Source organism: Paenibacillus sp. FSL R5-0470, assembly GCF_037975205.1.
Lineage (GTDB): Bacteria > Bacillota > Bacilli > Paenibacillales > Paenibacillaceae > Paenibacillus_AQ.
Map to the genome: position 1 here is coordinate 240,348 of NZ_CP150238.1, position 26,509 is coordinate 266,856.

The 26,509-nt window shown below is 44.6% G+C and carries 20 protein-coding genes and 1 tRNA gene; 12 read left to right on the forward strand and 9 right to left on the reverse strand.

The window, feature by feature from the left end; translation table 11 throughout:
- The first annotated feature begins 145 nt into the window (after positions 1-145).
- From MKY99_RS01130 to MKY99_RS01150, 5 genes are all read left to right on the forward strand, one after another.
- The gene (locus MKY99_RS01130; RefSeq protein WP_042184077.1) at positions 146-334 is read left to right on the forward strand and encodes a hypothetical protein; all 189 of its coding nucleotides are present in this window, start codon (positions 146-148) and stop codon (positions 332-334) included.
- Positions 335-609: 275 nt separating this feature from the next.
- Positions 610-2,805, forward strand: a complete 2,196-nt coding sequence (locus MKY99_RS01135; protein ID WP_339268198.1) for an ABC transporter ATP-binding protein — start codon at positions 610-612, stop codon at positions 2,803-2,805.
- A complete protein-coding gene (locus MKY99_RS01140) occupies positions 2,798-3,337 on the forward strand; it encodes a DUF1854 domain-containing protein (RefSeq protein WP_339268200.1) in 540 nt (179 codons plus the stop codon). The genes MKY99_RS01135 and MKY99_RS01140 overlap by 8 nt, the downstream gene beginning before the upstream one ends.
- Before the next feature lie 183 nt (positions 3,338-3,520).
- Positions 3,521-4,843 carry an MFS transporter gene (locus tag MKY99_RS01145; protein ID WP_339268202.1) on the forward strand — a complete coding sequence of 441 codons (1,323 nt, stop codon included), beginning with the start codon at positions 3,521-3,523 and terminating at the stop codon, positions 4,841-4,843.
- A complete protein-coding gene (locus tag MKY99_RS01150) occupies positions 4,815-5,729 on the forward strand; it encodes a polysaccharide deacetylase family protein (protein WP_042184085.1) in 915 nt (304 codons plus the stop codon). Before MKY99_RS01145 ends, MKY99_RS01150 begins: the two co-directional genes overlap by 29 nt.
- A gap of 37 nt (positions 5,730-5,766) precedes the next feature.
- On the opposite strand, the gene MKY99_RS01155 is transcribed toward MKY99_RS01150, so the two are convergent.
- Positions 5,767-6,186, reverse strand: a complete 420-nt coding sequence (locus MKY99_RS01155) for a hypothetical protein (RefSeq protein ID WP_339244304.1) — start codon at positions 6,184-6,186, stop codon at positions 5,767-5,769.
- A 227-nt stretch (positions 6,187-6,413) separates the two neighbouring features.
- Here MKY99_RS01155 and MKY99_RS01160 point away from each other — a divergent pair, with 227 nt between their 5' ends.
- From MKY99_RS01160 to MKY99_RS01175, 4 genes are all read left to right on the forward strand, one after another.
- Positions 6,414-6,791, forward strand: a complete 378-nt coding sequence (locus tag MKY99_RS01160; protein WP_339268204.1) for a hypothetical protein — start codon at positions 6,414-6,416, stop codon at positions 6,789-6,791.
- Between the two features lie 263 nt (positions 6,792-7,054).
- Positions 7,055-11,377, forward strand: a complete 4,323-nt coding sequence (locus tag MKY99_RS01165) for a bifunctional 2',3'-cyclic-nucleotide 2'-phosphodiesterase/3'-nucleotidase (RefSeq protein WP_339268206.1) — start codon at positions 7,055-7,057, stop codon at positions 11,375-11,377.
- A gap of 138 nt (positions 11,378-11,515) precedes the next feature.
- Positions 11,516-11,599, forward strand: a tRNA-Leu gene (locus MKY99_RS01170).
- A 120-nt stretch (positions 11,600-11,719) separates the two neighbouring features.
- Positions 11,720-13,114 (forward strand): MATE family efflux transporter, encoded by a 1,395-nt coding sequence (locus tag MKY99_RS01175; RefSeq protein ID WP_042184093.1) that lies wholly within the window; start codon positions 11,720-11,722, stop codon positions 13,112-13,114.
- Positions 13,115-13,168: 54 nt separating this feature from the next.
- Here the strand turns inward: MKY99_RS01175 and MKY99_RS01180 are convergent, their stop codons facing one another.
- From MKY99_RS01180 to MKY99_RS01190, 3 genes are all read right to left on the reverse strand, one after another.
- On the reverse strand, positions 13,169-14,509 hold the full coding sequence (locus tag MKY99_RS01180) for an FAD-dependent oxidoreductase (RefSeq protein ID WP_339268209.1): 1,341 nt from the start codon (positions 14,507-14,509) through the stop codon (positions 13,169-13,171).
- A gap of 250 nt (positions 14,510-14,759) precedes the next feature.
- Entirely contained in the window at positions 14,760-16,127 is a 1,368-nt protein-coding gene (locus tag MKY99_RS01185) for a HAMP domain-containing sensor histidine kinase (protein ID WP_339268211.1), read from the reverse strand.
- Complete coding sequence (locus tag MKY99_RS01190; protein WP_339244313.1) at positions 16,105-16,845, reverse strand: response regulator transcription factor; 741 nt, start codon at positions 16,843-16,845, stop codon at positions 16,105-16,107. Before MKY99_RS01190 ends, MKY99_RS01185 begins: the two co-directional genes overlap by 23 nt.
- Before the next feature lie 158 nt (positions 16,846-17,003).
- On the opposite strand from MKY99_RS01190, the gene MKY99_RS01195 reads away from it, so the two are divergent.
- Positions 17,004-17,666, forward strand: coding sequence for a hypothetical protein (locus tag MKY99_RS01195; RefSeq protein ID WP_076286669.1), 663 nt, complete (start codon positions 17,004-17,006; stop codon positions 17,664-17,666).
- A gap of 94 nt (positions 17,667-17,760) precedes the next feature.
- Here the strand turns inward: MKY99_RS01195 and MKY99_RS01200 are convergent, their stop codons facing one another.
- Entirely contained in the window at positions 17,761-18,699 is a 939-nt protein-coding gene (locus MKY99_RS01200; protein WP_042184104.1) for a DMT family transporter, read from the reverse strand.
- 140 nt (positions 18,700-18,839) lie between these two features.
- Here MKY99_RS01200 and MKY99_RS01205 point away from each other — a divergent pair, with 140 nt between their 5' ends.
- Together MKY99_RS01205 and MKY99_RS01210 are read left to right on the forward strand one after the other, a co-directional pair.
- A complete protein-coding gene (locus tag MKY99_RS01205; protein WP_339271447.1) occupies positions 18,840-20,183 on the forward strand; it encodes a PLP-dependent aminotransferase family protein in 1,344 nt (447 codons plus the stop codon).
- Between the two features lie 230 nt (positions 20,184-20,413).
- Complete coding sequence (locus MKY99_RS01210) at positions 20,414-21,892, forward strand: acetylhydrolase (RefSeq protein ID WP_339268214.1); 1,479 nt, start codon at positions 20,414-20,416, stop codon at positions 21,890-21,892.
- Here MKY99_RS01210 and MKY99_RS01215 read toward each other — a convergent pair.
- From MKY99_RS01215 to MKY99_RS01230, 4 genes are all read right to left on the reverse strand, one after another.
- A complete protein-coding gene (locus tag MKY99_RS01215) occupies positions 21,874-22,848 on the reverse strand; it encodes a MerR family transcriptional regulator (RefSeq protein ID WP_256716338.1) in 975 nt (324 codons plus the stop codon). The two genes, MKY99_RS01210 and MKY99_RS01215, sit on opposite strands and share 19 nt — an antisense overlap.
- A 224-nt stretch (positions 22,849-23,072) precedes the next feature.
- Positions 23,073-24,170 carry a polysaccharide deacetylase family protein gene (locus MKY99_RS01220; protein ID WP_339268216.1) on the reverse strand — a complete coding sequence of 366 codons (1,098 nt, stop codon included), beginning with the start codon at positions 24,168-24,170 and terminating at the stop codon, positions 23,073-23,075.
- Positions 24,171-24,191: 21 nt separating this feature from the next.
- Positions 24,192-25,538: a 6-phospho-beta-glucosidase gene (locus MKY99_RS01225; protein WP_339268217.1), complete on the reverse strand. Its 1,347-nt coding sequence runs from the start codon at positions 25,536-25,538 to the stop codon at positions 24,192-24,194.
- Positions 25,486-26,499: a BadF/BadG/BcrA/BcrD ATPase family protein gene (locus tag MKY99_RS01230; RefSeq protein WP_339268219.1), complete on the reverse strand. Its 1,014-nt coding sequence runs from the start codon at positions 26,497-26,499 to the stop codon at positions 25,486-25,488. The genes MKY99_RS01225 and MKY99_RS01230 overlap by 53 nt, the downstream gene beginning before the upstream one ends.
- Between the last annotated feature and the right edge of the window lie 10 nt (positions 26,500-26,509).

The following is a 26,509-nucleotide window of genomic DNA, read 5'->3' on the forward strand; positions in this document are numbered from 1 at the left end:
AGGAGAGTGGGTGCTGAATTATACCCTGATTAGATCATAATTGTTAGGATTACGTAAAATGTATGCGGTTACTTACTTATGCTATAATACATATAGATAAATTAGGTTAAGCGCTTAAGAAAAATGGATTAGGAGTGTTACTGAAATGAGAAGATATAACTTTTGGCGTCCGATCATGCTAATTATTGTCGCATTGCTTACGAGAAGCCTGGTGACTAACGTATGTATTTTGTTTGGTATGCAGACTGAAGTAGCGAGTAGTATAGGTACGCTGGGCATGGTCATAGCCGGTTTAGTGATGTATAATCGCATGAACATTCGTCGTCGAAAATAACGAACAGATTTCTAGAATCCGATCTATTTGGTTAATTAATAAGATATGAAATTAGCGCAGGAGCATTTGCTGACCCGTTATACATAAAAATGAATCCATCGGGATTTGTTTTTAGGACATAGCCAGTATCATAGAAAATAATGAAAAGGACACTTTAAGGGTGTCTTTTTTGGGTTGTTCAAGTAACTATACAAAATAATTATAGTCATTCTTTCATCTTTACCACTGTAAATATATGTGAGTAAATAGGTGGGTAAAGAAAGGGGAGAAAAAGAATGCCATATGTTGATAAACTTCCCAAGTCTATAGAAATGCAGCTTACGGAACAACCGTTATTCCACTTTGGATCTGATTTAATGAAAGATGGACAGTTCGGTGAGCAATGGCTTGTATTGACAGAGAAGGAAGTGTCCGTTTGGGGAACGGACGGGAGAATGGTTTCGAAGTTTTTTGTTTCGAGCATAACCGATGCTCGAGTAGTAGGTGGGGTAGGAGGCGGTTCGTTACTTGTAGATACTAAAGAGGGTCCAATCATTCTTATACGTTATACCGCATCGCTTACCTCTATATTTGGATATGCGTCTAAATTAATTGCTGCTGTAGCTAAAGGGGAGGAGCGGCCAACGGCTTCTGAAAAAGAATTTCCAAGACATTGTCCGAAATGCCGCAATCCGCTACCTGACGATTCTCAGACCTGTCCGGTGTGTAAAAGTAACGGCAAGGTTCTATTTCGAATGTTAGGTTACGCTAAGCCGTATAAAATCCAAATGATCGCAGCAGCGATTATGCTGATTTTCACTACATTGATAGAGCTTGTTCCACCTTTTTTGACGAAAATGATTGTAGATAACGTGCTAACAAAAAAGGACATGGGTTCAACGTTGCTATGGATTGTAATTGGGCTTGCAGCCACCTCTCTGGTGGTTACTCTAATGCAGACTGTACGTGGACTTATCGGAGTATGGATTGGCTCAAAAATTATGGGTGATCTGCGTCATGATGTGTATCATTCCTTGATGAAATTGTCGTTATCTTTCTTCGATCGAAGACAGTCTTCGCAATTCATTGGACGGGTAAATAATGACTCTGAGGCGATGCGGCAATTCATGACAGATGGCGTAATATGGGTCTCAGGTGAATCATTAAGGGTGATCGCAATCTTCGCCATTATGTTTAGTATGGATTGGAAGCTAACACTGCTAGCCATGCTGCCTATGCCGCTTATGGTAGTACTATCGACTGTATTATGGCCGATGATTGGCAGACGGTGGTACCAGCAGTGGAGATCTATTTTTAGACTAAACGCTCTGGTTGGCGATTCTTTGCAGGGGATTCGTGTGGTTAAAGCATTTGGTCAGGAAACTACGGAAATGTCACGTTATACTGTCGCTAATAAGGAATTGGTGCGGCACAATATCCGGATTGAAGGCTTGTGGCAGGGAATGTTTCCCGCCTTTGCGTTAGTTGCTGGCGTAGGTACGCTATTAATTTGGTATTATGGCGGCAGAACGGTGCTTGATGGACAGTTATCTATTGGTACACTAATCGCTTTGGTGACTTACCTCGGGATGCTCCTCGGACCTTTGCAGTGGGTAAGTCAAATGATCAATTGGGCCAGTCATGCGATTTCAGCTGCAGATCGGGTTTTTGAAATTATGGATACACCATCCGATGTGCCTGATACTATGAACCCAGCTGATATTGGTCGTGTTAATGGTGAGGTAGAGTTTAAACAGGTCACTTATGGATACGAAAAGCATCACCCTGTGCTCAAGAACGTGGATTTAAAAGTAGCTGCAGGAGAGATGATTGGTCTGGTCGGACATTCAGGTGCTGGGAAGTCGACCTTCATCAACATGATTTGCCGATTCTATGACACAGATGAGGGTACCATCACCATCGACGGGGTGGATATCCGAAATATTAGCCAGTCTGACCTTCGGAGTCAGATCGGTGTAGTGCTGCAGGAGACATTCCTGTTCGACGGCACGATTGCTGAGAATATCGCTTATTCTAAACCGGACGCTACAGAGCTGGAAATTATGCGTGCTGCTAAAATTGCCAATGCACATGACTTCATCGTTCAGCTACCTGATGGCTATGACACAAGGGTAGGTGAACGTGGGCATAAGTTATCCGGAGGGGAGAAGCAGCGAGTGTCTATTGCCCGAGCAATAATTCACGATCCGCGGATTCTAATTCTGGACGAAGCAACGGCTTCTGTGGATACAGTGACTGAGCGGCAAATCCAAGAAGCGATCTCGCGTCTGGTCAAAGGTAGAACGACATTCGCCATTGCTCATCGATTGTCCACTTTAAGAAATGCCAATCGGCTCGTCGTGCTGGAACGCGGTAAGATTATTGAGGTGGGTACGCATGAAGAATTGCTAGCAGTAGAAGGGGCTTACTTCAAACTGGTCGAAGCACAGAAAGAAATGTCCCAGATCAAGGGGGTAGAAGTGCATGAGTGATCCAATCAGCGTCAGAGATGAATTGAAAGCTCAAGATAAAGATCCCTATGAAATTAACATTTTTGAACCGGGTCTGATTTCCTTTAGTCGTAGCCAAGGTGGGGTGTTTCAAGGGGTAATAGAGGGTAAGGTTTATGAAGAACTAATCCTTTTTCGTATATTTCCTTTTCAATACAACACCCAGTATATTTCTGTGAGAAATTCTAAGAGTGAGGAGATTGGTGTCATTCGTGACATTGATCAGCTGGATGAGGAAAGTCGGGGGGAAGTGGACAAAGAATTGCAGCTGCGATATTTTCTTCCCGTTGTGACCCGAATTGATTCCATCAAACAGAAGGCAGATATGTGGATTTGGGAGCTACAAACGAATCTGGGGCAGACCCGTATCGTTATGCGTAACCTGCATGAGCATATGCAATACCCGAGTCTTTACCGCATCATTCTTACTGACGTCAACGGAAAAAGATGCGAAATTCGTGATTATTCCACTTTGGATATTCAGAGTCGGAAAAAGCTGAAAGACGTTTTATAGTGGAAGAAGCAAAGTGCTTGGTAGTTTATACTACTGAGCACTTTTTTGAACTGTGTAAACATCCGCGGTTATCCCTTCTTTATGATGAGGAAACGCATTAGATTGGAGCAAATTTGTCACTAAACTTCCAGTATATGTGGTAATATATTACAACTAGATGATTACTATATGGGAGGTATGTGAGTGAAGCATAAATGGATGAACTCGCCGTACACCTTTGCATTAGGGATGTTTGCGATGATGGTTCCCAGTCAGGCTTTTAGTTCTTTTTACAGTTATTTTTATGTGGAGAAATTGGGCTTGGGCATTGGACTTGCTACACTGGCCAGAACAATCTTTCTGATCTGGGATGCGGTGAATAATCCGCTGTTTGGATACTGGTCAGACCGCACAAATACCCGCTATGGTCGGCGTAGACCCTGGGTGTTCGGCTCGATTCCGCTATTTATGCTGGCGTTTGTGCTGGTGTTCTCTCCACCCGGCGGATTATCTGAAAATGGACTCTTCACTTGGTTTCTAGTGACACTTATTTTCTATGAGGCTGTCGCTACGGTCTTGTGGGTGAACTATGGCGCACTGCTTCCGGAGCTCTTCCGTGGAGATCGTATTCGGGCAAAAGCCTCGGTGATTCAGCAAGGGTATCAAGTGGTTGCTCTGTTAATCGGTACGGCTCTAACGCCAAAACTTTTCGCAGCAATTAACTTCTCTAATATGGCTATTGTGTATGCCTGTGTCTTCGGCGTGTTTATGTTTTTATGTATGATGAATGTCCAAGAGAAGAAAGAGACCACTAAGACTGAACCGTTGAAGCTCATCCCGGCTTTTCGGGAAACGATTCGGAATAAGAAGTTCTGGGTGTTTAATATTTCGAACTCTTTTGCCCAAACGGTTAATGGACTTGTAAGCTCGATGATTCCCTTTTATGCAAAATATGTTCTACATATTTCAGAAGCACAGGTGTCTATTATGCTCGCGGCTGTCTTTGTCTCGGTCATTCCATTAGTGTTCGTGTGGTATTGGATTATTCGTAAGATGGATGGGGTCAAGGCATGGCGGCTATCGCTTATCCTATATGCTTTATCTGTCATTCCGCTATGGTTCGGGTATGATCTTGTAAGTGGTGTGGCCGCTGGCATTGTTGTCGGTTTCGGACTAGCAGGATTTCTAGTAACCCCGGCAATCGTAGGTGGCAAAATTATTGATGAGGATGCGGAGAAGACAGGTCTGAGAAGAGAAGGCATCTATACCGCGGTAAGTGGATTCATCACTCGCTCGAGCGGATTAATCTCGGCGCTGGCTTTTTTCATTGTAGGGATGATCTTTGGTTACAAGGGTGGCGATGACCCAGGGTCTGATCCAGAAGCAACGTTCCGGTATTTAATAAGCGTGGTGCCGTTATTTCTGCTAGCGATATCTGTTGTCATATCTTTTACTATTAAATTTACATTTACGGGGCAATTGAGAGGTGATGCTGACTATGATCAGAAAATTAATCATCAATTGTGATGATTTTGGGCAAAGTCCTGCCATGAATCAGGCGATTATGCATCTATTAGAAGAGGGAAAAGTATCTTCAGCGACGATCATGGCGGTGGCCCCTGGATTCGAGGAGGCAGCTAGATGGTGTAGCCGTAGGCAACAACAAAATGTGGGCCTTCATTTGACGATGACTAGTGAGTTTGAGGCTTTACGCTGGAGCAGCCTGACGGGGGACTCTTCACTACATGACGATGGCGGGCATCAATATAAGACGGTAAAAGAGTTTGAGCAGGGGGCGCAGACAAAAGCTGTGCTGAAGGAGATTGTTGCGCAGTATGAGAGAGTGAAACAATCGGGAATAGTGATTAGTCATGTAGACAACCATATGGGAAGTTTATATGGCATGGAAACGGGACGTAGCTTGCTCCCGCAGACGTTGTGGAGAATTTCGCGCTGGGGATTGCCATCACGGTTCTTTCGATACATCCATCCAGAGGATCCTCTTCTGGGATCGTTGAAAAATATTGAACGTCCTGTTGCACTTGGATCCGGGCTGGCCGATACACTTGGAGTCCCGATTCCTGATTACTTGTTGTCGCATCCTTTTGGTGTGGAAGAGGGTGAGACGTACGATCGTTTCAAACAATCCATTATCGCCAAGATGTATTCGCTACCTGATGGTGTTAGTGAAACCTATATTCATCCCGGAATCGACGATCCGTGGATGCTTGCAAATATACCACATTGGGAGAAGCGAGTCTGGGAATACCGTCTACCCTTTGATGATGATTTTACCTATGCGATTCGTGATGCTAGTGTTGAATTAACGGACTATCGCTATGTACAGGAGCATTTAAAGCGCCCACGAGTAAAATCTGCGGGGAGACTGTTGAAGAAACTGATAAGTTCATGAGGAAAAATAAAAAGACACCTTGAGGGGTGTCTTTTGACTATCCCATTAAACCCTTCAGTCCATTCAAGAATGGGGAAATAGATTTAATCATATTGTAGCCCATTTTCACAACCGGCATGGTTCTTTGGATCATCCCTACGAAGCCCATAATTCCACCGAATCCTGAAGCGCCTGAACTTGCAGCCTCGGTAGCCCCTGCAGCTCCTCCTCCCATTCCGAAAAGTGAGCCGAATAATGGCATGAGTCCTGATACGTTCGCTTTCCGGGAGCGGGAAGAAGAGTGTTTTTTTGATTTTTTGTTTTTATTTTTATTTTTACGTGGTTTGGAGAGGGTCAATCCATCCTTATCGAGGCCAGTTATCCATCCTACATACGTACGTCCATCATGAAGCGTAACGCACACAGGTCTACCCTTGAGCTGTTCAGCTCGCTTGCGAATTTTTGCTCTGTTTGACATTTGTGGATCACCTCATTGGTCTATTTAATTCTATATTACTCAGATATTCCGGTGTTGCTTGTGCGGGTTCATCATTAATATGAAAAGAAAGTCCAAAAAATGGATGAGGAAACGACGTTATACATAAATATCGATTTCCAAGTATCTCTCGTGAAAGCCCATTGCATTTATAAAGGTGTTCTTCCGCTTATAAGATTCGAATAACAATTAGTGAAGGGGGTGGTAGGATGTTATCTGCATGGATTGGGAGTATTACTTTTGCGGGAGCAGCGATTCTTTACATATTACTGTCTTTAGGATTACCTTATGGAGAGTTCGCAATGGGTGGCAAACATAGAATCATGCCCTCACAGATGAGGATTGCGTGTGCGATCTCAGTTGTTATACAACTGATTGCAATCTTGTACTTGTTGCAGGCAGGCAACGTGATTTCTATTGGATTACCTTTTGATAGAGGCGTATGTTACTTTTTTACAGTCTATCTAATTCTCAATACCGTAATGAATATATTATCGAAGAGTAAAAAAGAAAGACTTGTGATGACACCTTTGTCTTTAATCACGGCAATTTGCTTTGGGTTTACTGCCATCATGAGTGGGTCTTGAGAGAGTTATTATCAGATAAAGATTCGACGTGTTTTGATCTTATGTATGCGCTTTCTTGGGACGCATCTGTATAAGGTGTGTTTTTTTGTATGTCTAGAGACTCTTGATCTAATAAAATAAAAATGTGACCTGGGTCTTTCTTCACACGTTAATATATTTGACACGAATTTATATTAATTTTACAATCCTATACTTTTTCGTCATGTTTGTGTGATATAATATCACCGAAATTATGTAAAAACTACTAGGGGGAATAAATCTTTATGGGATGGAAGACACGATGGAACAAGCCTCTCGCTTCTGTACTAGCAGCTGCAGTGCTTTCAGCACAGGTACTAGGTGGAGTCGTTTTGGGTACGGTTTGGAGTCCGGATAAAGTAGCTGCTGCACCTGCTTCTGGAGCCAAGGTTGAGCTCCGTTTGATGAGCACAACGGATGTGCACACTAATGTGTATGGTTGGGATTATTTTAAGGGTGCACCATCTGTAACCGTCGGTCTTGACCGCACAGCAACTCTGGTGAAACAAGCGAGAGGTGAACAACCGAACAACCTCCTTCTTGATAATGGGGATTTGATCCAAGGAACCCCTCTTGGTACGTACGTGGCGAAGAAATCGGAACTGAAAGATCCGAATGAGATTCATCCGATGATTGCGGCTATGAATGCTATGGGATATAACGCTGCGACTTTTGGAAATCATGAATTCAATTATGGATTGCAATTTTTAGATCGTACTATAAATGGTAGCGTTGGTAATAAGTCGACTACCGGTGCCAATTTTGATTATGTGAATGCGAACATATATAAACCAGATGGCACTAATGCCTTTACTCCTTATGTTATTCTTAATAAAAAAGTAAAAGATAGTAATGGTCAAGAACAAACAATTAAAGTCGGTCTGATCGGTCTGGTCACTCCACAGATTATGGAGTGGGACAAGGTTAATCTGGAGGGCAAAGTCACCGTAGAAGATATTGCCGCAACGGCTGCGAAGTTTGTTCCTCAAATGCAAGATGAGGGAGCAGATGTCATTGTCGCTATGGCCCATACTGGGTTTGACGTCAATGCTGTTATAGGTGATGGTTCGGAGAATGATATTAATGCCTTGAGCAAGGTTCCGGGCATTGATGCGATCACGTTCTCACATACCCATAAAGTATTCCCAACGGGAAATGACAGTACACTGGATGCTTCGTTCATAGACCCGGAAACTAAACAGCCTTATGCGAATGAAAAAGCTAAGATCGATAATGTGAATGGTCACATTAACGGTACGCCTGCTGTACAAGCTGGCTATGGCGGTGCTTATCTAGGTCTAATTGATCTGGATATTGTATACGGTAGTAACGGCTGGGATGTAGATAAGCAAAGCTCGAAAGCTTTAGCTCGTTCTATCTATAAGACAGAGGATAAAGTAAACATTCCAACGGTCGAGCCTGATCCGGCTGTAGATGCTGCTGTTGCGGCAGCGCATAACGCTACAATTGCTTATACTGAACAGAAGCTGGGTGTTACAACAGCTCCGATGAACAGCTATTTTGCAATGGTTCAGGATGATCCTACAGTTCAGCTCGTGACGTATGCACAGAAGTGGTATGTTCAGAAGTATATTGATGTCAATGTTCCTCAATATAAGGACCTTCCAATTCTGAGTGTTGGTGCTCCTTTTAAAGCAGGACGTAACGGTCCGGAAGAATACACTAGTATTGATAAAGGGAACTTGACTATTCGTAGTGCAAGCGACCTCTATCTATACGACAACACGCTTAAAGCAATCAAGGTTAATGGTTCTGTTGTAAAGGAATGGCTGGAAATGAGTGCAGGTGCATTTAACCGCATCAAACTTGGAATCTCGACTCCGCAGCCTCTGTTGAACCCGAAATTCCAAGTCTTTAACTTTGATGTCATCGATGGGATTCAATATAAAATTGATGTAACAAAAAACGCGAAGTACAATCCGGATGGCTCCATTAATGATGCTTCGTCGAGTCGTGTGACGGAAGTGACTTACAATGATCAGCCTTTAGATCTTGATCAGGATTTCATTGTTGTCACTAACAATTACCGTGCAAGCGGTGGCGGTAACTTCCCGGGTGTTAAAGGATCAGAGTTGGTAGTGGACTCTCAAGATGAGAATCGTCAGGTCTTGATGGACTATATCAGTGAAGCTGGAACGATTGATCCTACTGCTGATGGCAACTGGTCCTTGGCACCTATTAAGGGTAGTGTGAAAGTAACGTTCACTACAACGCCTAAAGCAGCAAGTGTACTTCCGGCGAACATATCCGATACGCGTCAGCAAAATGATAAAGGCTTCGGAATTTTCGAACTGGATCTAAGTGTGAAAACTCCTACGCCAACTGCAGATGTTGAAGTTCACCTTATTGGAATTAATGACTTCCATGGTCAACTAGACACAGTTTCTACAGTGAGCAATAAGTCTGTAGGCACAGCAGCTTACCTCGCGACTTACTTGAAACAGGCTCGTGCAAAGTACGAGAACTCCTTGCTCTTCCATAACGGTGACTCCGTAGGAGCATCGGCACCTGTATCCTCGCTTGAACGCGATGAGCCGACTCATGCTTGGATGAATATGATGAAATTTGATGTAGGTTCCTTGGGTAACCATGAGTTCGACCAAGGTGTTGATGCGCTAATGACACAGCTTTATGGTGGTGCTGATCCAAAGAACAAAAAAATTATCCATGCTGGTTCTGATTTTGATTATGTGAATGCTAATGCAGTGTATGCCAAAAACGGCGAACCCATTATCAATCCTTATGTAATCAAAGAAGTCGGTGGTGTGAAGATCGGCTTTATAGGTCTTGTAACCAAATCCACACCAAGCAAGGTTGCACCTTCTGGAACAGTGGGCGTACACTTCCTCTCTCCAGAGGAGGAAGTAGCGGCTGTTGAGAAATATGCGAAGGAGCTTCAATCTAAAGGTGTAGAAACGATCATCGTACTTGCGCATGATCCTGCCACAACTAAAGATGGCAAAACCACAGGTGAAGCAGCTGACCTAGCCAATGCGCTTCCTGCGAACTCCCCTGTTGACGTTATCGTTGCTGGTGATAACCATGCTCTGGCAAACGGATTGGTCAACGGTAAGTTGCTTGTACAAGCATACTCTTACGGTACAGCATTTGAAGATATCAAGCTGATCATTGACCATGAAACAGGAGATGTGAAGGACAAGTCTGCTGTAGTAACGTCCACCTTCCATGAAGGTGTAACACCAGATCCGGAAAGTGTGGCACTGGTAAATGCATACCTTGAGAAGCATCCTGAACTGACCCAACCAGTGGGTACAACTGATGGAACCGTAACTCGTACGGATGCTTATACCAAAGAAGCTGCCCTCGGTAACCTGATTGCTGATTCTATGCGTGCTGCTGATTTTGGTGATGGCGCAAAGGCTGCTGATTTTGCCTTTATGAATCCGGGCGGTATCCGTGCGGATCTTCCGAAGGGTGATGTAACCTTTGGCGATTTGGCTAAAGTTCAGCCGTTCGGCAACACACTTGTGAAGCTGACACTAACTGGAGATCAGATCAAAACGTTGCTTCAGCAGCAATGGGGCGTGAAAGCTGACAAATCACCAGATATCAAAACACTGCAAATTTCTGGACTGAAATATACAGCGAATATGTATCTTCCAGTAGAGGATCGCGTAGCCAATCTTACGCTGACTAACGGAACACCAATTAATCCTAAGCAGGAATATACGGCAGTCGTGAATAACTTTATGGCTGCTGGTGGGGATAACTACAAGGTTCTGACTGAAGGTAAGAATTCATTGGCTGGTCCGATTGATTTGGATGTATTCTACGATTACATTGTGAAGACGTTTGATCGCAAAGAGATCAAGGCAGCCATTGAAGGTCGTATTACTAACAAAGAGAAGGCTGATGATACGGGATCGGGCAGTGGCGATGGAGGTCCAAATGTTGTAACTCCAACACCTACTCCAACCGTGAAACCAACAGCATCACCAGCACCAACAGCGACACCAGCGCCAACTACTACTCCAGCAGCAAGCTTCAAAGATCTGGGTAAGGTAGCTTGGGCGCAAGAAGCTATTCAAGCATTGGCTGCTAAGGGCATTATAAAAGGATTGGATGCAAATACTTTTGCGCCAACTAAAACAGTGACTAGAGCAGAATTTATTACAATGCTGGTACGCGCACTGAATCTGACGGGTTCGGCAACAACCAGTTCATTCAGCGATGTTAAGCAAGGAGTTTGGTACACGGATTCTATCGCCCTTGCGGTGAAGGCCGGACTTGTACAAGGCTCTGGAAATGGTAAATTCGAACCGGGTCGTGAAGTGACTCGTGAAGAAATGGCTATTATGATTGCTAATGCATTGAAAGATAAACTACAGCCGATTGATAAGAATGCAGCGCTGGGCAAGTTTGCAGACAAGTCCAGTATTGCTCCTTACGCACAGGACGCTATAGCACAACTGACCCAATTGGGGATTGTTAACGGTGTTGAGGGTGGTAAATTTGCACCTAAGGGCATAGCTAACCGCGCTCAAGCGGCAGTCATTATCTACCGTATGCTTGAACAAGCTTCATAATCCGATAGTTCTTCTAAAAAGTGTATCGATGATCCCTAATAGGGACTCGGTACACTTTTTCTTTTTACATTAGGTATTGCCCTTTGCGCTAATATATGATAATTTAGTTCTGCACTGCATGATTCTTTTATATTTTGTGCGGTCGTGGCGGAATTGGCAGACGCGCACGGTTCAGGTCCGTGTGGGTTAATCCCCGTGGAGGTTCGAGTCCTCTCGACCGCATACCTAAGTGCTTATAAATTAGCTGTACTTTTGAATTGCTCTTCAACCTGAAGAGCCTTTTTCTATTTATAAGGATATTTCAGATCTGGATAACTCTAATGTAAAAGAAGTGAAGCGAAGATGGAACCTAATGTAAATGTCAATACGAAGCGAAGTGTGCGGTTTCTTGAAAAATATTTTTCAGGAGAATCGTTAGATTATCGCCATATGATTGCTTTATTTATCCCTATTCTGGTAGATCAAGCCTTTATAGTGGGGCTAAATCTAGTGAATACGGCTATGATCAGTTCGTCCGGTGTGGCAGCTATCAGTGCGGTGAACATGATTGATTCTCTTAATCTTTTTCTCATTAGTGTGTTTATCGCGGTATCAACAGGTGGTACGGTTGTCGTAGCGCAGTACAAAGGAAGCGGTAATAGTCTTATGGTATCAAAAGCTACCGCAGGCGCCACTTCATCGGTTTCCCTTATGGCTTTTGTTATTGGTATGTTTGGTATTCTTTTTCATAATCCGCTGTTGAACTTACTATTTGGAGCAGCTTCACCCGAGGTAATGCACAACGCCCGAATCTATTTGATTGGGAGCTGTATCTCCTATCTTGGTATAGCTGTGGTAGAGGCGGTGTGTGGTGCTCTTCGGGGAATCGGAAGGACGAGAGCCTCGCTTGCGCTATCGCTCATTATGAATTTAGTTTACGTCCTCTTGAATCTCGTATTTATTAACCTTTTGCATATGGGCGTTCTAGGGATGACCATTTCTATAAATATAGCTCGATATTTGGGCGCGATATGTGCTCTGTATTATCTGTTCCGGATGGACAATGAACTGCATATTCGAATTCGTGACTTACTGGTGGTTCAATTCTCCATGCTCAAAAAAATAATGTTCATCGGTATGCCGTTTGCGGCGGAGCAGATGTTCTTTAATGGTGGTAAGATTCTGACGCAAGTCTTTATCGTCAGTCTCGGTACTTACGCGCTTGCTACAAATGCTATCGCCTCTTCCTTTGCGGGGATTATGCAAATTCCGGGGAATGCGCTGTCTTTGACGATTATTACAGTGGTCGGACAATGTATGGGAAGCAATAATGTTAAGGATGCTCGGAAATTTATTAAATCGTTTCTCGTAGCATCTTCCCTTTCCTTTGTGGTGATGGGATTGTTAGTTATGCCTTTCTTCCATCCGCTAGTGTCGATGTTCCATCCACCTGCGGAGATTGTGAGGGATATCTTCATAATTGTACTTATCAATACAATCGTACAAATACCGCTGTGGTCTGTTAGCTTCATAACACCGTCAGCGCTTAGAGCGGCGGGTGATTCCAAGTTCACATCCATGGTGTCTATGTTAAGTATGTGGTTGTTCCGTGTAGTACTCGGATACATCTTAGGTATTGTTCTCGATTTCGGTCTGCTTGGGGTTTGGTTAGCTATGAACTGTGAGTGGGGAATAAGAGGATTCATATTTCTACGGCGCTTCATGGGTAAGAAGTGGGTTCAGCATCGTGTTATATAGTAAAAGTAAAAGACACCCCATGTGGGTGTCTTTTTGTTTGCCATGCATGTAGTATTATTCTTTGATCTGTGAGAACAAATCATTCAAAGCTTCACTTATTGTAGGGTGAGTAAAGATATGATCTCTCAAAAAGGTAAAATCTTGCCCTGTTTGTATTGCCATGCTCACGATATTAATCACTTCGCTAGATTCCACACAGAACAATGTAGCTCCTAGGATTTTATTGGTTTTTGCATCCACAATTGCTTTTAGGAAGCCCTCGGTTTCGTTAATTAAGCGAGCACGTGGAATAGCTGCTGCAGGCAACGTAGCGACTTTAATTTCAAGTCCTTGTTCGACAGCTGATTCTTCACTTATTCCTACTCTGGATAGTGGGGGATCAATAAATACACTGTATGGAACAACGTCACGGTCATTTGTGGTATGGGAATGATCCCCGAAAAGGTCATTTCTTACAATTCTATAATCATCTAATGAGATGTAGGTAAACTGTAATCCGCCTTTGACATCTCCGAGGGCCCATATATGGGGAACGGTGGTTTTTAGGGAAGGGTCCACCTTAATAGCACCCCGATCTGTAACTTCTACACCGGCTGCTTCTAAATTTAATCCCTCAATGTTTGGTTTTCTACCTGTCGCAACCAGAACCCCATCGACTTTCAATTCTTGAATAGCACCATCTATCGAAAAGGAGATAACTGTTCCATCTTTAACATCCTTCAGTCCTATAACCTTTGCATTCAGTTTGACCTCAATGTTCTTCTTGGTAAAGGTTTGGAGGACGGCGTCCGCGACATCGCGGTCTTCTTTAGGAATGAATTTCGAGGAACTCTCCAGCACCGTAACCTGTGCGCCGAATTGACTGTAGATCGATGCGAATTCCAATCCAATATAACCACCACCAATGATGGCTAGTTTAGTTGGGAGCTCCTTAAGATCCATAATGGATGTGCTGGTATATACGAACTTACTATCTTGTATCCCATCAATAGTAGGAATGATGGTTTCAGCGCCCGTATTAATGAAGATTTTATCCGCGGTTAAGATTTTCGTCTCACCGGCATCCTTTACTTGGACTTCGTGATCCGATAAGAAGGAAGCTTCACCATTGATAACTTCTATATTCTCGTTCTGATTTAGATTATCGTAATTTTTTTGGCGTAGACTTGAAATAAGCTGATCCTTATTATGGACCGCTTCTATATAATCTTCCCCTTGATGGGCTTGATAAGCTAAGGATTTCGTAGGGATACAGGCGATGTTAATGCAAGTTCCACCGTACATTTTCTTAGAGCGTTCAATCACGGCTACTTTCCATTTTCGATTAGCTAGTTCTGTGGCAAGGGTCTTTCCGCCTTTACCGAAACCAATAATAATAGCGTCGAGCTTGTTCATTTTAATACCTCCGGGTCACACAGGATGTTTTAAATTATGCATTAAATAGCATGTTGCTTTATTATTACCCTAAATCCGAAGGCCATTAAACGAACGATAAAGAGATTTGAAGACGAAAAAGAGATCTCCTCTAAAGGAAATCTCTTGATGGTCAATATAGCTACCCTGTCACCTTCTTTAACAATGAAAGAACTGAGTTCGAGGTGCTTAGGAGGATCGCTTTTTGGTGTTCCACTCGACATAAAACTGTCTAGGTAGGGTAGAGTGTAGGGAATCCCATGGTGATCACTGCACCGCCATCCTTACGGTTCCCTGCCGAAATCAGACCTCCGGAGCGCTCAACGATCGCACGGGATATGGCTAGTCCTAGCCCTGATTCGCCATCTTTTCCTTTTACAAATCGGTGGAACAGGTATGGAAGCAGATCTTCTGATATGCCAGGGCCATCATCACTAACGGAGAGCAGAACCTGACCATCTTTAACCGAAGCATGAATGTAGATATGCTGGTTGGCATAACGAGTTGCATTGGAAACTACATTAAGCAGCGCCTGTAATAGCTTATCTCTATCGGCCCGGATCGTAAGTGGCTCGCAGTCATCGTAGGATACATGTAGGGTCAGTCCCTTTTTCATCAAAAGGGGGTTCATGCGTTCAATTGTTTCTACGACTAAGTCGTCCAGAGAAAGCTCGCTAGTTCTAAATATATCCTCCTCACTATCCAGCTTCGCAAGCAGGGTCATTTCAGTAACGAGCTTCTTCAGACGACTACTCTCACTCATGATAATATCCAGACCTTTATCGATCCCTTCCCCCTCGAAGATACCATCCTTAATCCCTTCAGCATACCCAGAGATAGACATTAGTGGGGTCTTTAATTCGTGTGAGGCATTCTGGAAAAATTGCTTCTGTACGTGGTTAAAACGATTCAATTCGCCAGCCATGTCATATACCGACTTAGCGACAGCGCCAATCTCTCCGCCAGCTTTGATTAGCTTAACATCCGAAAAGTGGCGTTCCTTTACCTTTTTCAGCTCTTGCTGCAGCTTCATTAGAGGTTGGATTAGCTTTTTCGTGATAAACAGGCCAAATAGGAGCATGAATGCCCCTGCTGCACCGAAAACGATTAGAAGTCTTTTGAGCAGAGCTTGTTCAATCGTTGTAACTGCGCTCATAGGTGTAAGCAGAGTTAGCGTGCCTATCGGGGTGGACTTCACTTCCGTTATATATCTTGCATCTGTTCCATTCCATATGTTCTGGAGATCCGAGGTTTGACCTGCGACAAACTGCGTATTGGAGTTTACCGCGATTGAACTCATGTTCGATGAGGTGGACAATACTTTTCCTGTCTCATCGCTAAGAATGGCCTCGACGCCTGCAGTACCAACAGTAGAAGGCATGATCACGGGTAACGCATGGAGTTCAGTCCCCATGTCGCCCTTGTACGTGCTTCCCTCAATCATAGTGGCTGACATGGCAGAGCTAATGGTTCGCAATTCTGCCTTTTGTGTACCGACAAAATGATTGAGCAGTACAAAGTGGATCACGACAGCGGTAATAGACAGGAGCAGTACCAATACGATGCTAAAGGCTATATTAATCTGATGTGCTAGCTTCATTGATCTCCATTCCCTCCTCAATTCGCATACGATAGCCATGTCCCCAAACGGCTTCAATCGGCAGCAGGTCTAGTTTTTTCCGCATTCGTTTAATTAAATGGTCCACGGCGCGGTCGCTCCCGAAATAGTCATCTCCCCAAACATAGGTTAACAGCTCATCTCTTGTAAATGCGCGGTTTGGAGAAGCTGCAAAAACTTTTAGAAGGGTGAATTCTTTGCTGGTAAGTTCAATCTCATTTCCGTGCCAGAACACACGTCTTTCCTCCAATAATAACTGTAGGTGGCTAACTTCAATTTGCGTCGATGGGTGTGGGGTACTAATTGCGGGTTCCACGGGATTACTCATTTTATACCAGCGTTGTAACTGGCGTTTAATGCGAGCAACTAGCTCCCGGGGGCTAAATGGCTTGACCAGATAATCATCACTGCCAAGCTCTAAGCCTAATATTTTATCCACTTCATTATCTCTTGCAGAGATCATAATAATCGGTACCTCGGCTTCATTGCGAATCCGCCGACAAAACTCGTACCCGTCCATGCCAGGCAACATTACGTCGAGCACCCACATATCGGGTGGGCTTGTCTGCCATAAGGTCCACGCTTCCTCAGCGCTGCCAAGGCCGATCGTGCGGTAATTTTCTTTTTGTAAATAGGCTTCTACAAGATTACGTATATGCTGATCATCGTCTACTACGGCAATGAGATAGTTGGTATTCATTTCGTTACCTCCAGAGTATTCTTCTGCAATTATATCAATCCATAGGTGGGTATAGGGGTCTGCCATCGTTTTTCCACAAATTAACCAATGTTATGCCACACTCATTTTGTAAGCTTGGACTTGTAAGATCATTCAAATCGACGAGGAGTGTTGTATTTATGAATCAACAGATGATATTTAAAAAGTTAGCGTTGTCCGCCCTACTAGTGTCCGCAGTTGCCGCACCGACTGCAGTGAACGCAGCTAGTGGAGCTAACGATCAAAGTGCGAAGACAACAGCAGCAGCCGTGGTTACTCCAGCAAATAGTGGATCACTTTCTGCAAGCTTAATAAGCTTTGATTGGGTAGATCCCCTGGAACTGGCTAAAACATACGCACCTAATACCCTGGAAGACTGGAAGAAGACCTTGGATCAATATTATAAGGCTGCTGGATTTAGCATTACCGCAGTTTCTGAGCTTGTACCTTCTGAGCAGGCGGAGGGAGTTCAATTATCGAAAGAGATTGGATCAGCTGAAGCTCTGCCCGTGAGTTACATTGAAGCGGGTCGCAGCGTTGATATCCAATTACCTGAAGCTCAGAAGATGGAGAGTGTTGTCTCTACTTCAATTAAAGGTGTAGCGGCAATTGCGGCTGTAGAAGCGACTGGAGCTACGATTTCAATTCAAGAACTTAGTGAGGCTGATAAAGCCTTCTTCAAAGCCCAAGAGGATCTGAATAGCGCGGCTAAAACCAAAGATTCCACTGTGATTAAGGAAGCTTTAACTAAACTATTGGATCAATATAAAGAGAAAATCAAGGCGTTAGAAACGTCGAAGTAACAGTGATAACCGCAGCTTGATACAGAATAGAGAGAATGAAAAGGTAAAAGCAAAAAGACACCTCGAGGGGTGTCTTTTTGTTACGTAAATGTATCTAGTCCAACCCAATCTCGCTTTTTGCTTGAACCCTTGCCCTTTTCCGCCAATTCACTCCGATCACCCCGGCAATGATCATCACCGTGCCGGTCCAATGATACCATTCCAGCTGTTCATTCAGTAGGAGTACACCACCAAGAATAGAGACAACCGTCGAAAGACTGCCGAAGATACTCACGCGTGAAGCCTCCATTCGGGATAAAGCATAGTTGGAGAGGAAGGAGGTCACGAGGGAAGATAGCACACCGAGATAAATCATGGAGAATATGAATTTTGGCTCCTGAAAAGGTGTGAAATATTGATTCAAGGTTCCTGCCGAACCATGTTTAATGATCGACAATCCATTAAAAAATATAAATCCAAATAAAGTAATCATATAAGTGAGCTCTTTAGGACTCCAAGTTCGTGTCAGTTTTCGGGCCGCAACATTATAGCCGGCAAGGGATAGCGCTGAGATAAGGATGAGTAAGACGCCCCACAGACTAGAGGAAGAAATACTCACGCCCGGAATGGCAAAGATAAGAATGATGCCTGCAACCGAGATTAAGGTGGAGATCTTCTGGAATCCGCTTGTAGTTTCTTTCAAGAACATCGCTGCTAAAATGATGGTAAAGATGGGCATGGTCGCCTGAATAATACCCGCTACAGCAGATGTTGTATGCAGAAGTCCAAAGGCTTGAAGTGTAAAGTACAACGATGGGTATAGTAGAGCAAGTGGGATTACCACTGCTGCCTTGGAAATACCAAACTTCACCCGCCCCCATCCTGGAAAAGTAAATAATGAAGCGGCAAGGAAAGATAACGTGAAGCGGTGAGCTAACGTATCGAATGGGTCCGAGACGGTTAAAGCCATTTTTACAAATATAAAAGAAAACCCGACAATAATAGCATTCAAGACAGCAGCTACTATCGCTTTTTGAGTAGAAGATGTATTCATCTATAAGACCTCCAAAGTGTTGCGCGCATTTAGGACCGGTCCTGTTATGCTCTTTATTCTAAGGCTAGAACAGCTATGCTACAATGTAATTATTGTTCATCTGTACCGGTACAAAATAGACTCGGAGGTAGGTGAAGGGCATATATAAGTATTCGGAGTTAATCAACGATCTGGAATTACAAATCGCTGAAGATACATATCGTGAGGGCGACAAGTTACCTTCTATTCGAGAGCTAGCGCTACGTTATGATTGCAATAAGAGCACGGTTATTCGAGCACTCCAAGACCTTCAGGACAAACATCTAATCTATGCCGCGTCAAAGAGTGGATATTATGTCATGAAACGCAGTGGGGAGCGAAAAGAAGAGGGGGCGCACTGGATTGATTTTACAGCATCTGCACCGGACCCGGATATTTTTCCGTATCTAGATTTTCAACATTGTATTAATAAGGCGATCGATATGTACCGTAAGGATTTGTTTATCTATGGAACGCCGCAAGGGCTGCCGTCTCTGATCCGTGAAATGCAGCGGCAACTGGCCTCTTATCAGGTATTTGCTGATTCCAAACAGATTTTTATCACCTCTGGTGTGCAGCAAGCACTTGGACTCTTAACCCGTATTCCTTTTCCAAATAGCAGGGAGCGTGTGTTGATTGAACAGCCGAGTTACCCACTGTTTATGGAGTATTTGAAGACGTACGACATCGAGACAGAGGGGATACAGCGTTCGGATGACGGGGTGGACTTGAATGAATTAGAGCGGTTATTTAAGACGGGCCAGTTCAAGTTCTTCTATACCGTTCCACGGTTTCATAATCCGCTTGGCGTTTCCTATACCCGCAACCAGAAGAAGGCGATTGCCCAGCTTGCAGCTAAATACGATGTGTATATCGTTGAGGATGACTACATGGCAGATCTGGAGCAGGATACGAAGCAAGATCCGATTTATGCCTATGACAATACATCACACGTTATCTATTTAAAAAGCTTCTCCAAGATTATATTCCCAGGTCTGCGCGTTGGTGTGGCTGTACTTCCTGAGGTGCTCTGTGAGTCCTTTAACCGATTCAAAAGACTGATGGATATAGATAGTTCTATGCTGTCACAAGCTGCCTTGGAGTTGTATTTGAAAAGTGGAATGTTCGAGCGCCACCGAAAAAAGATGCGTTCCTGCTACGGAAAAAGATCCATGCTCCTCCATGATTCGATTATGAGGGAGGCAAATGCAGCATCTGAAGAGCATTATTCCTATGTTCCTGCCAGTCAGCTAGGTGTGCATACGTATCTGAAATTGGAGGATAACTTTAGAGCAGAGCAGATGATCAAACGGCTGCAAAAAAAGTTCATTCGAGTGGAGATGGCGGATAGCGGTTACCTTCCCTATTTTGCGAAAAAAGAGAGAATTCTAAAGCTCAATGTATCTAGTGTAAAAGAGCCTGATATTTCTTCTGGCATTGCACAGGTGATTCGAGAAATACGCTGAAGTAGCATCTTATGAATGTTCTATCTTAATAAGATCCATCAGTTGAGAGGCGACCTCCAAGCTGTTATCTTCCCCTCAATTATGCCCCAATCCTCATTTCTCGTAACCCATAGTTTTTCTCTATCCTCCATTCAGTGAATTAAATAGGTGTTTGATTCTCCTCTAACAGGAGGTTTTATACTTGGTTCAGGTCGGCGGCCAGAAGAGAAATCCAAGGAGGATTATAGATTATGAGATGGATTGAGATCATGCTTGTCTTATTTAATGTATGGATGTTGGGTGGGTTAATGCTAGGACGCCCTAAATCACAACGCGGGTGGCTGATAGGCGGCGGAATTTCTACTGTTTTACTGCTTGTCCACGCTTTCGTGGAAGGATTGCGGTGGCCGATGATCCCAATGTATCTGGTCACACTATGGGCGATTGTAGGAGGGGTAAGACCTTTCTTCCGATCCACAGCAAGGATAGAAAGAAAGTCGCGACAGCGCTGGAAGACACTAATTATTGGAGGAGTTGGAGTGGTTTATGCTGCTGTGTCCATTGCGCTGCCGCTCCTATTCCCTGTATTTTCTTTTGCGGAGCCCACAGGTCCTTACAAGATAGGAACCATTACCTACCATTGGACCGATTCTGCAAGAGAAGAAAAATTTACGAAAACATCCGGTGATTCCCGCGAATTAGCGGTGCAAATCTGGTATCCGGCAAGTTCGGAGGCTACTGGAAAAAAGGCGCCCTATTTATCTGATCCTGCTCCCTATATAGAGGGATTGCATGAATTTTTGCACCTGCCGGAGTTTTTATTCTCAGGGTTTAAGCTGGTCAACACCCATGCTATTGCGAATGCCGGATTAGCGGATACAGAATCTAAATATCCTGTGCTTCTATTTTCGCATGGATTTATGGGCTACAAGAATCAGAACATGTTTCAAGTCGAGCAATTGGCAAGTCACGGCTATATTGTCGTAGGGATTGAACATGCTTATAGCAGCGTGGCTTCGGTATTTCCAGATAAGCCTGTGGTGAAGTTTGATTCAGAAGGAAAAATGGGCTATGAGCAAATGAAGTATTCTTTTATGGATCGGCGTAATGAAGTTTGGGTAGAAGATGCGAAGTTTGTGCTTGATCGAATGGAGGCCTTGTCTGCGAACGACCCTAGTGGTCTGTTTACTGACCGGATCGATCTTGAACATATGGGCATGTTCGGGCATTCCTTTGGGGGAGCCACGACGGTGCAAATGCTGCTGGATGATCAGAGAATACAAGCAGGCATCGATATGGATGGGGTACTTTACGGTGAAAAGCGGATTCCTACAGACGGCCTAAAGAAGCCTTTTCTGCTCATGAGTGCCGATGACACATTAAAAGGAGTAGACCAAACCAATGATGCAGAAATCACCGCGCTTGGGACGAACAGAGAAGAAATTACAGCCTACTATAATGAGCTGTTTGCCCGTTATGAGCCGGTAACCGCAGGTGGAAACTATTGGATGACATTCAAAAAAAGCACTCATATGAGCTTCTCCGATCTATATCTGCTCACCCCGTTGTTTAAATGGATGGAGGGTGTGGATGTGAGCGGAACGCATGAGCTGATTAATGAGTACACGCTTGATTTTTTTGACCATTATTTAAAAGGGCAGCCCTTGCAATATTTGAACATCAACCTGGGAGACCATCCGAAGTTCACACTTCAACAAGGCGCAGAGTGAGAGTTCTCCTGCCCGAGTTTCCATTGTAATCCTTGCATCAGCAAGGTATTTCCTTCTACAATAACATCCCATTTGGGATTGAGAAGCAAGCACAGTTTATTAAAGCGTTCTATCCGTTCGGTAGGAGCAGTGTGCATGCATTGAGCATATTGACGGAAAAAGGCAGCTTTATCGCGGAACTGCTCTGGATCTGCATACAGCATCACAAAATCTTCAACAATAGCCTGTACAACAGCGCTGTCTGCTGATAATTTGTGTTGCAGGGCTGCTTCCACCCGGACTCGGATACTCTCCAGCGTTCTGATCCAGGACGCAGCGGGAACACGAGGGTGTCTGACCATATTGAGGAAGGGCAGTTCGAATCGGACAAGCTCCTCCATGTACTGCGCATCATTCATTAGCGCTTGTAGCTCATTCCAAGCTACGGTTTGCCCAGCTGTCACTTTGACTTCATTGATAATATATTTATTGAACAAATATAAAAAAGTATTCTGCCATTCGGATGGCAATTGACTGAACGGTTGTATTTCTTCTATTTTGCTGGAGATGAACTCGTTTCGTTTAGCGGTATTCATGGACAAGGAGTCAGCCAGCTCATTCATGTAATCCATGGAATTGCCTGATGAATCATGCGCTTGGGCTTGGCGCAGAATCGAAATCATATTAGTCAGCGTATTAACCTGCGTCTCCAGTGCTTCGATTTGCCAGTTGAGTGCTGTATTGAGCTGAATCTCTCCAGCGATGACTTGGCGGATCTCGTCAATGCCAAAGTCCAAATAACGCAGTGTTGTGATCAGCCGCAGGCGGGAAATATCTTCGGGAGTATATAACCGGTGTCCACCTTCGCTGTGACTCGATGGTTTCAAAAGATCAATGTCGTCATAATAGCGGATGGTTTTAATGGTTGTGCCCAGCAGCTTAGCCACCTCGCCGATGGTTTTGGTATCTTTACGCAAGAAATCACCCCTTCTGATGGAATAATACGATGTTGCAATTGATTGTACCGAAAGGAACAACAGCTTTCAATTAGCGCTTGCATTTGGATGATAGTAGAGCAAACTGGGATTACGGCGTTTACTGCTGGGATGTTTACCATTCTCATAACGCAAAACAGCGATCCACCAATAACGGGGGAGCGCTGTTTTTTACCGCAACTATTTATCAGTATAGATGATGTCTCTTATTGATCTTCTACTATCTCTGACTGCCAGCCTAACTGTCTGCCCATCTCGCTCATTTTACGAATATTGAGTCTGGCTTCAATCTTGGTTAGTCCCAATCTGATCGAAGTATCCGCAGCCCAGCGAAGTAAGTACACCGATGTATCAGCCTGCGCTTCTTTAGCCGCATAATCTAATAATACAAGGGTATTGTCTACGACACCGGCGCGTACATATCCCCAATAGCTGCCATCAAATTGCCGTACGGTAAACAACTCGCGATCCTCTGTCACTCCAACCTCTTCTAGTGGACTCTCCAGATGCTCCAGCCACTCCTTTTCAGAAGTGAAATGTAGTGTATATTGCGGAATGTTCCACTCAGTTGTCTGGGTCGCGAGGTCGGCAAGCTGCTTACTATTTTCTAAAGGGATCCAATTTTCCAAGGGATGATCTAACTCTGCGGGAACGTCTACGACTATTTTCCAGGGTCTGTGGTTTACTTCTACGCCAATGGACCCAAGGATCTCAGGCACGCCGACACTTTCCAAGCCTCTTTGCTTGGCGATCCGAATAAGTGCTCTCAGTGCATCCGGTGAACCTTTTGCAACATCATTACTATGCATGACTACAATGGTTCCATTCTCAAGCGTAGGTTCAACTCTGGCAACGATCTCTTCAGCAGAAATACCAGACCAATCTCCGCAGTCAACGCCTTCAATATCTAGATAATCGCCCCATTCTGTCAACCACTCGAAATTTTCTTCCCGGAATGAGCAATATGGAAAACGCATGAAATTGGGAGAAGGGAGACCCGTTGCGTCCTGATAGGCCAGCTCAGTCAGCTTCAATTGCTCTAAGAATACTGCCTTTGGCACTTGGGCCATTCGCCGATGATGGTACGTATGCGGAGCAAGCACATGACCACGGGACAGGATCAATCTCGCCTTCTCTGGATAGCGATCCATCCATTCCCCAGTGAAGAAAAAGGTGCCGACAGCACCTTCCTCCTCCAAAACATCAAGCCATAATTCAACGGGAAGCTGGGAAGGCCCATCATCAAATGTAAACGCGCAGATGGCTTGGTTCACATCGCCTTTCCAAACCGCTTTAGCTGACATATTGACGCCTCATCTCTATGGTTATTTAGTAAAAAAGTTCGGCAAGAACTCTTTATTGGCTTCCAGCATTTCATCCAGCATACGAACCGCCACATCTACAGATGGAACGAGTGGATGATGCACCATTGCCTGAAGGGCAAGCGCACGGTCACCGGTCACAGCGGCATCAATGGCCAGCTGCTCGTAGGTTTTGACAGCATGAATAAGCCCTTTGGCCATCGGTGGAATCTTAGTCAGTGGTAGAGGTAGTGGTCCGTTCTTGGTGACAACACAGTTCACTTCAATGCTTGCATCATCTGGCAAGAAGTCCAGTATGCCACGGTTAGCAACATTCAAGGTCTGGATGTCGTTTGAACCGTTATAGAGCGATCTCATGAGATTAACTGCTGCTTCTGAATAGAAAGCACCACCGCGTTGTTCTAGCTGTTTCGGTTTCTCACTCAGCTCTAAGTTGGCGTATAGCTCAAATAGCTCTTCTTCTACGCGTTTGACGACTTCAGCACGGTTGATACCTTGCTTAAACGATTCCATCTGCTCTTCGAGCATGGCATCCGTCATATAGAAATATTTCAAATAGTAGGAAGGCACGGCGCGAAGAGATTTTAGGAATTCTGGATTCCACTCTCGGGCTGGCACGTTCTTGGCACTGTAGCCCTCTGTGAGCATATCATCCAGCTTATCTTCACCTTCAACGTCGATTCGAGTAATCCAGTGTAAGTGATTCAGACCAACGAATTCGGCATAAACACGGTCGGCAGCTACGTTATATTTGGAGGATACTTGTTTGATCAGACCGATAGGTGCATTACAGAGACCGATACTCTTTACTTTGGAGTATTTCAGAACAGCCTCAGTGACCATTCCTGCAGGATTGGTGAAATTGAGCAGCCATGCGTTAGGAGCCAGCTCTTCGATATCCCGGCATACATCCAGAATGACAGGGATCGTACGCAGTGCTTTCATCATTCCGCCAGGACCTGTCGTTTCTTGACCAATGACACCATATTTAAGAGGAATCGATTCATCACGTGCGCGGGCGTCAAGCATACCGACACGCATCTGAGTGCTGACGAAGTCTGCACCTTCGATAGCCTTCCGGCGGTCTGTTGTAAGATGAACTTCAATCGGAAGCCCGGATTTCTCAACCATGCGTTTAGCGAGATTTCCAACGATATTCAGCTTGCGAAGTCCAGGTTCGATGTCTACGAGCCATAGTTCACGAACAGGAAGCTCCTTGTAATGAAGAATAAATCCCTCTACCAATTCGGGTGTATACGAAGAACCCCCACCGATAACTGCGATCTTTAATCCTTGATTAGTTGCCAAGATCAACCACTCCTGTCTTTTTTGTTTGTTGGATCGATTCATAATCTTGAAATTGCCGCATGGTCTCATACGCTTCATTACTAAGGGTCAAACCATCTTGATCCATCGCGGACCATACGGCACCTACTACAGGCTCTGTGGCAAGAGTCACCACAGTTGCTTGTGGAGCTGCGGCTTGTACAGCTTTCTCAATAGGTCCGCGAATCCAGCCGCGATCCCCACGGGTTAGCAGACTTCCCGCCAGAACCACATCGAAGGTGTCCTGCTCCATCCCAAGCTTGTGGATGACTGCAGCAGCGGACTTCCCTAACTCAACGCCTTGCCGATTTAGAATCTCTAAGGCTACAGCATCTCCTTCAGCTGCTGCTTCGAAAAGCAAACGAGCAGCATGAACAGGGACCCTTTTCCAATGATTGAGGAAATCATTAAACATATCTGCAACTTCCTCATAACCTAGCAAGTTGAGTAGAAGTCCGGTCAAGAGGGTAGGTTGCTCCCGTCCATCCCAAGCTCTTATGACAGAACGAAAGACTTCAATGTTGAGTGCACCGCCACCGCCGAAGTCACCGTACATGTAGTCAAAGCCACCACACTGATAGTGCTCTCCTTGCGTGTTTCTGCCTGCCGAATTGGTGCCTGTGCCGCAGATTAGTGCAACTCCATAAGGGCGAGTCGTCCCTGCACGTAATCCGATCATGGTGTCACAGTTAATGGTGTAATTGATAAATCCGATCTCGCGAATCATTGGATGGAGAATGAGATAATCGGCCTCTCGGTCAGCACCGGCAAGCCCAAGATAGGTATGTTGGATGTCCTCCAATCGGAGTCCAGCCTCATCTAGTGCCCCGAATGTGGCCTCTCGAATGCTGTTGGCTGCCTCAAGTGCGCCTGTCTGGTGGTTGCCGTTACCGCTCCTGCCCTTACCAAGAACATTGCCATGTTCATCGCATAGCAGAGCATAGGTTTTGGTGCCTCCACCATCGATCCCCAAGTAGTAAGTCAATGGTTGTCAC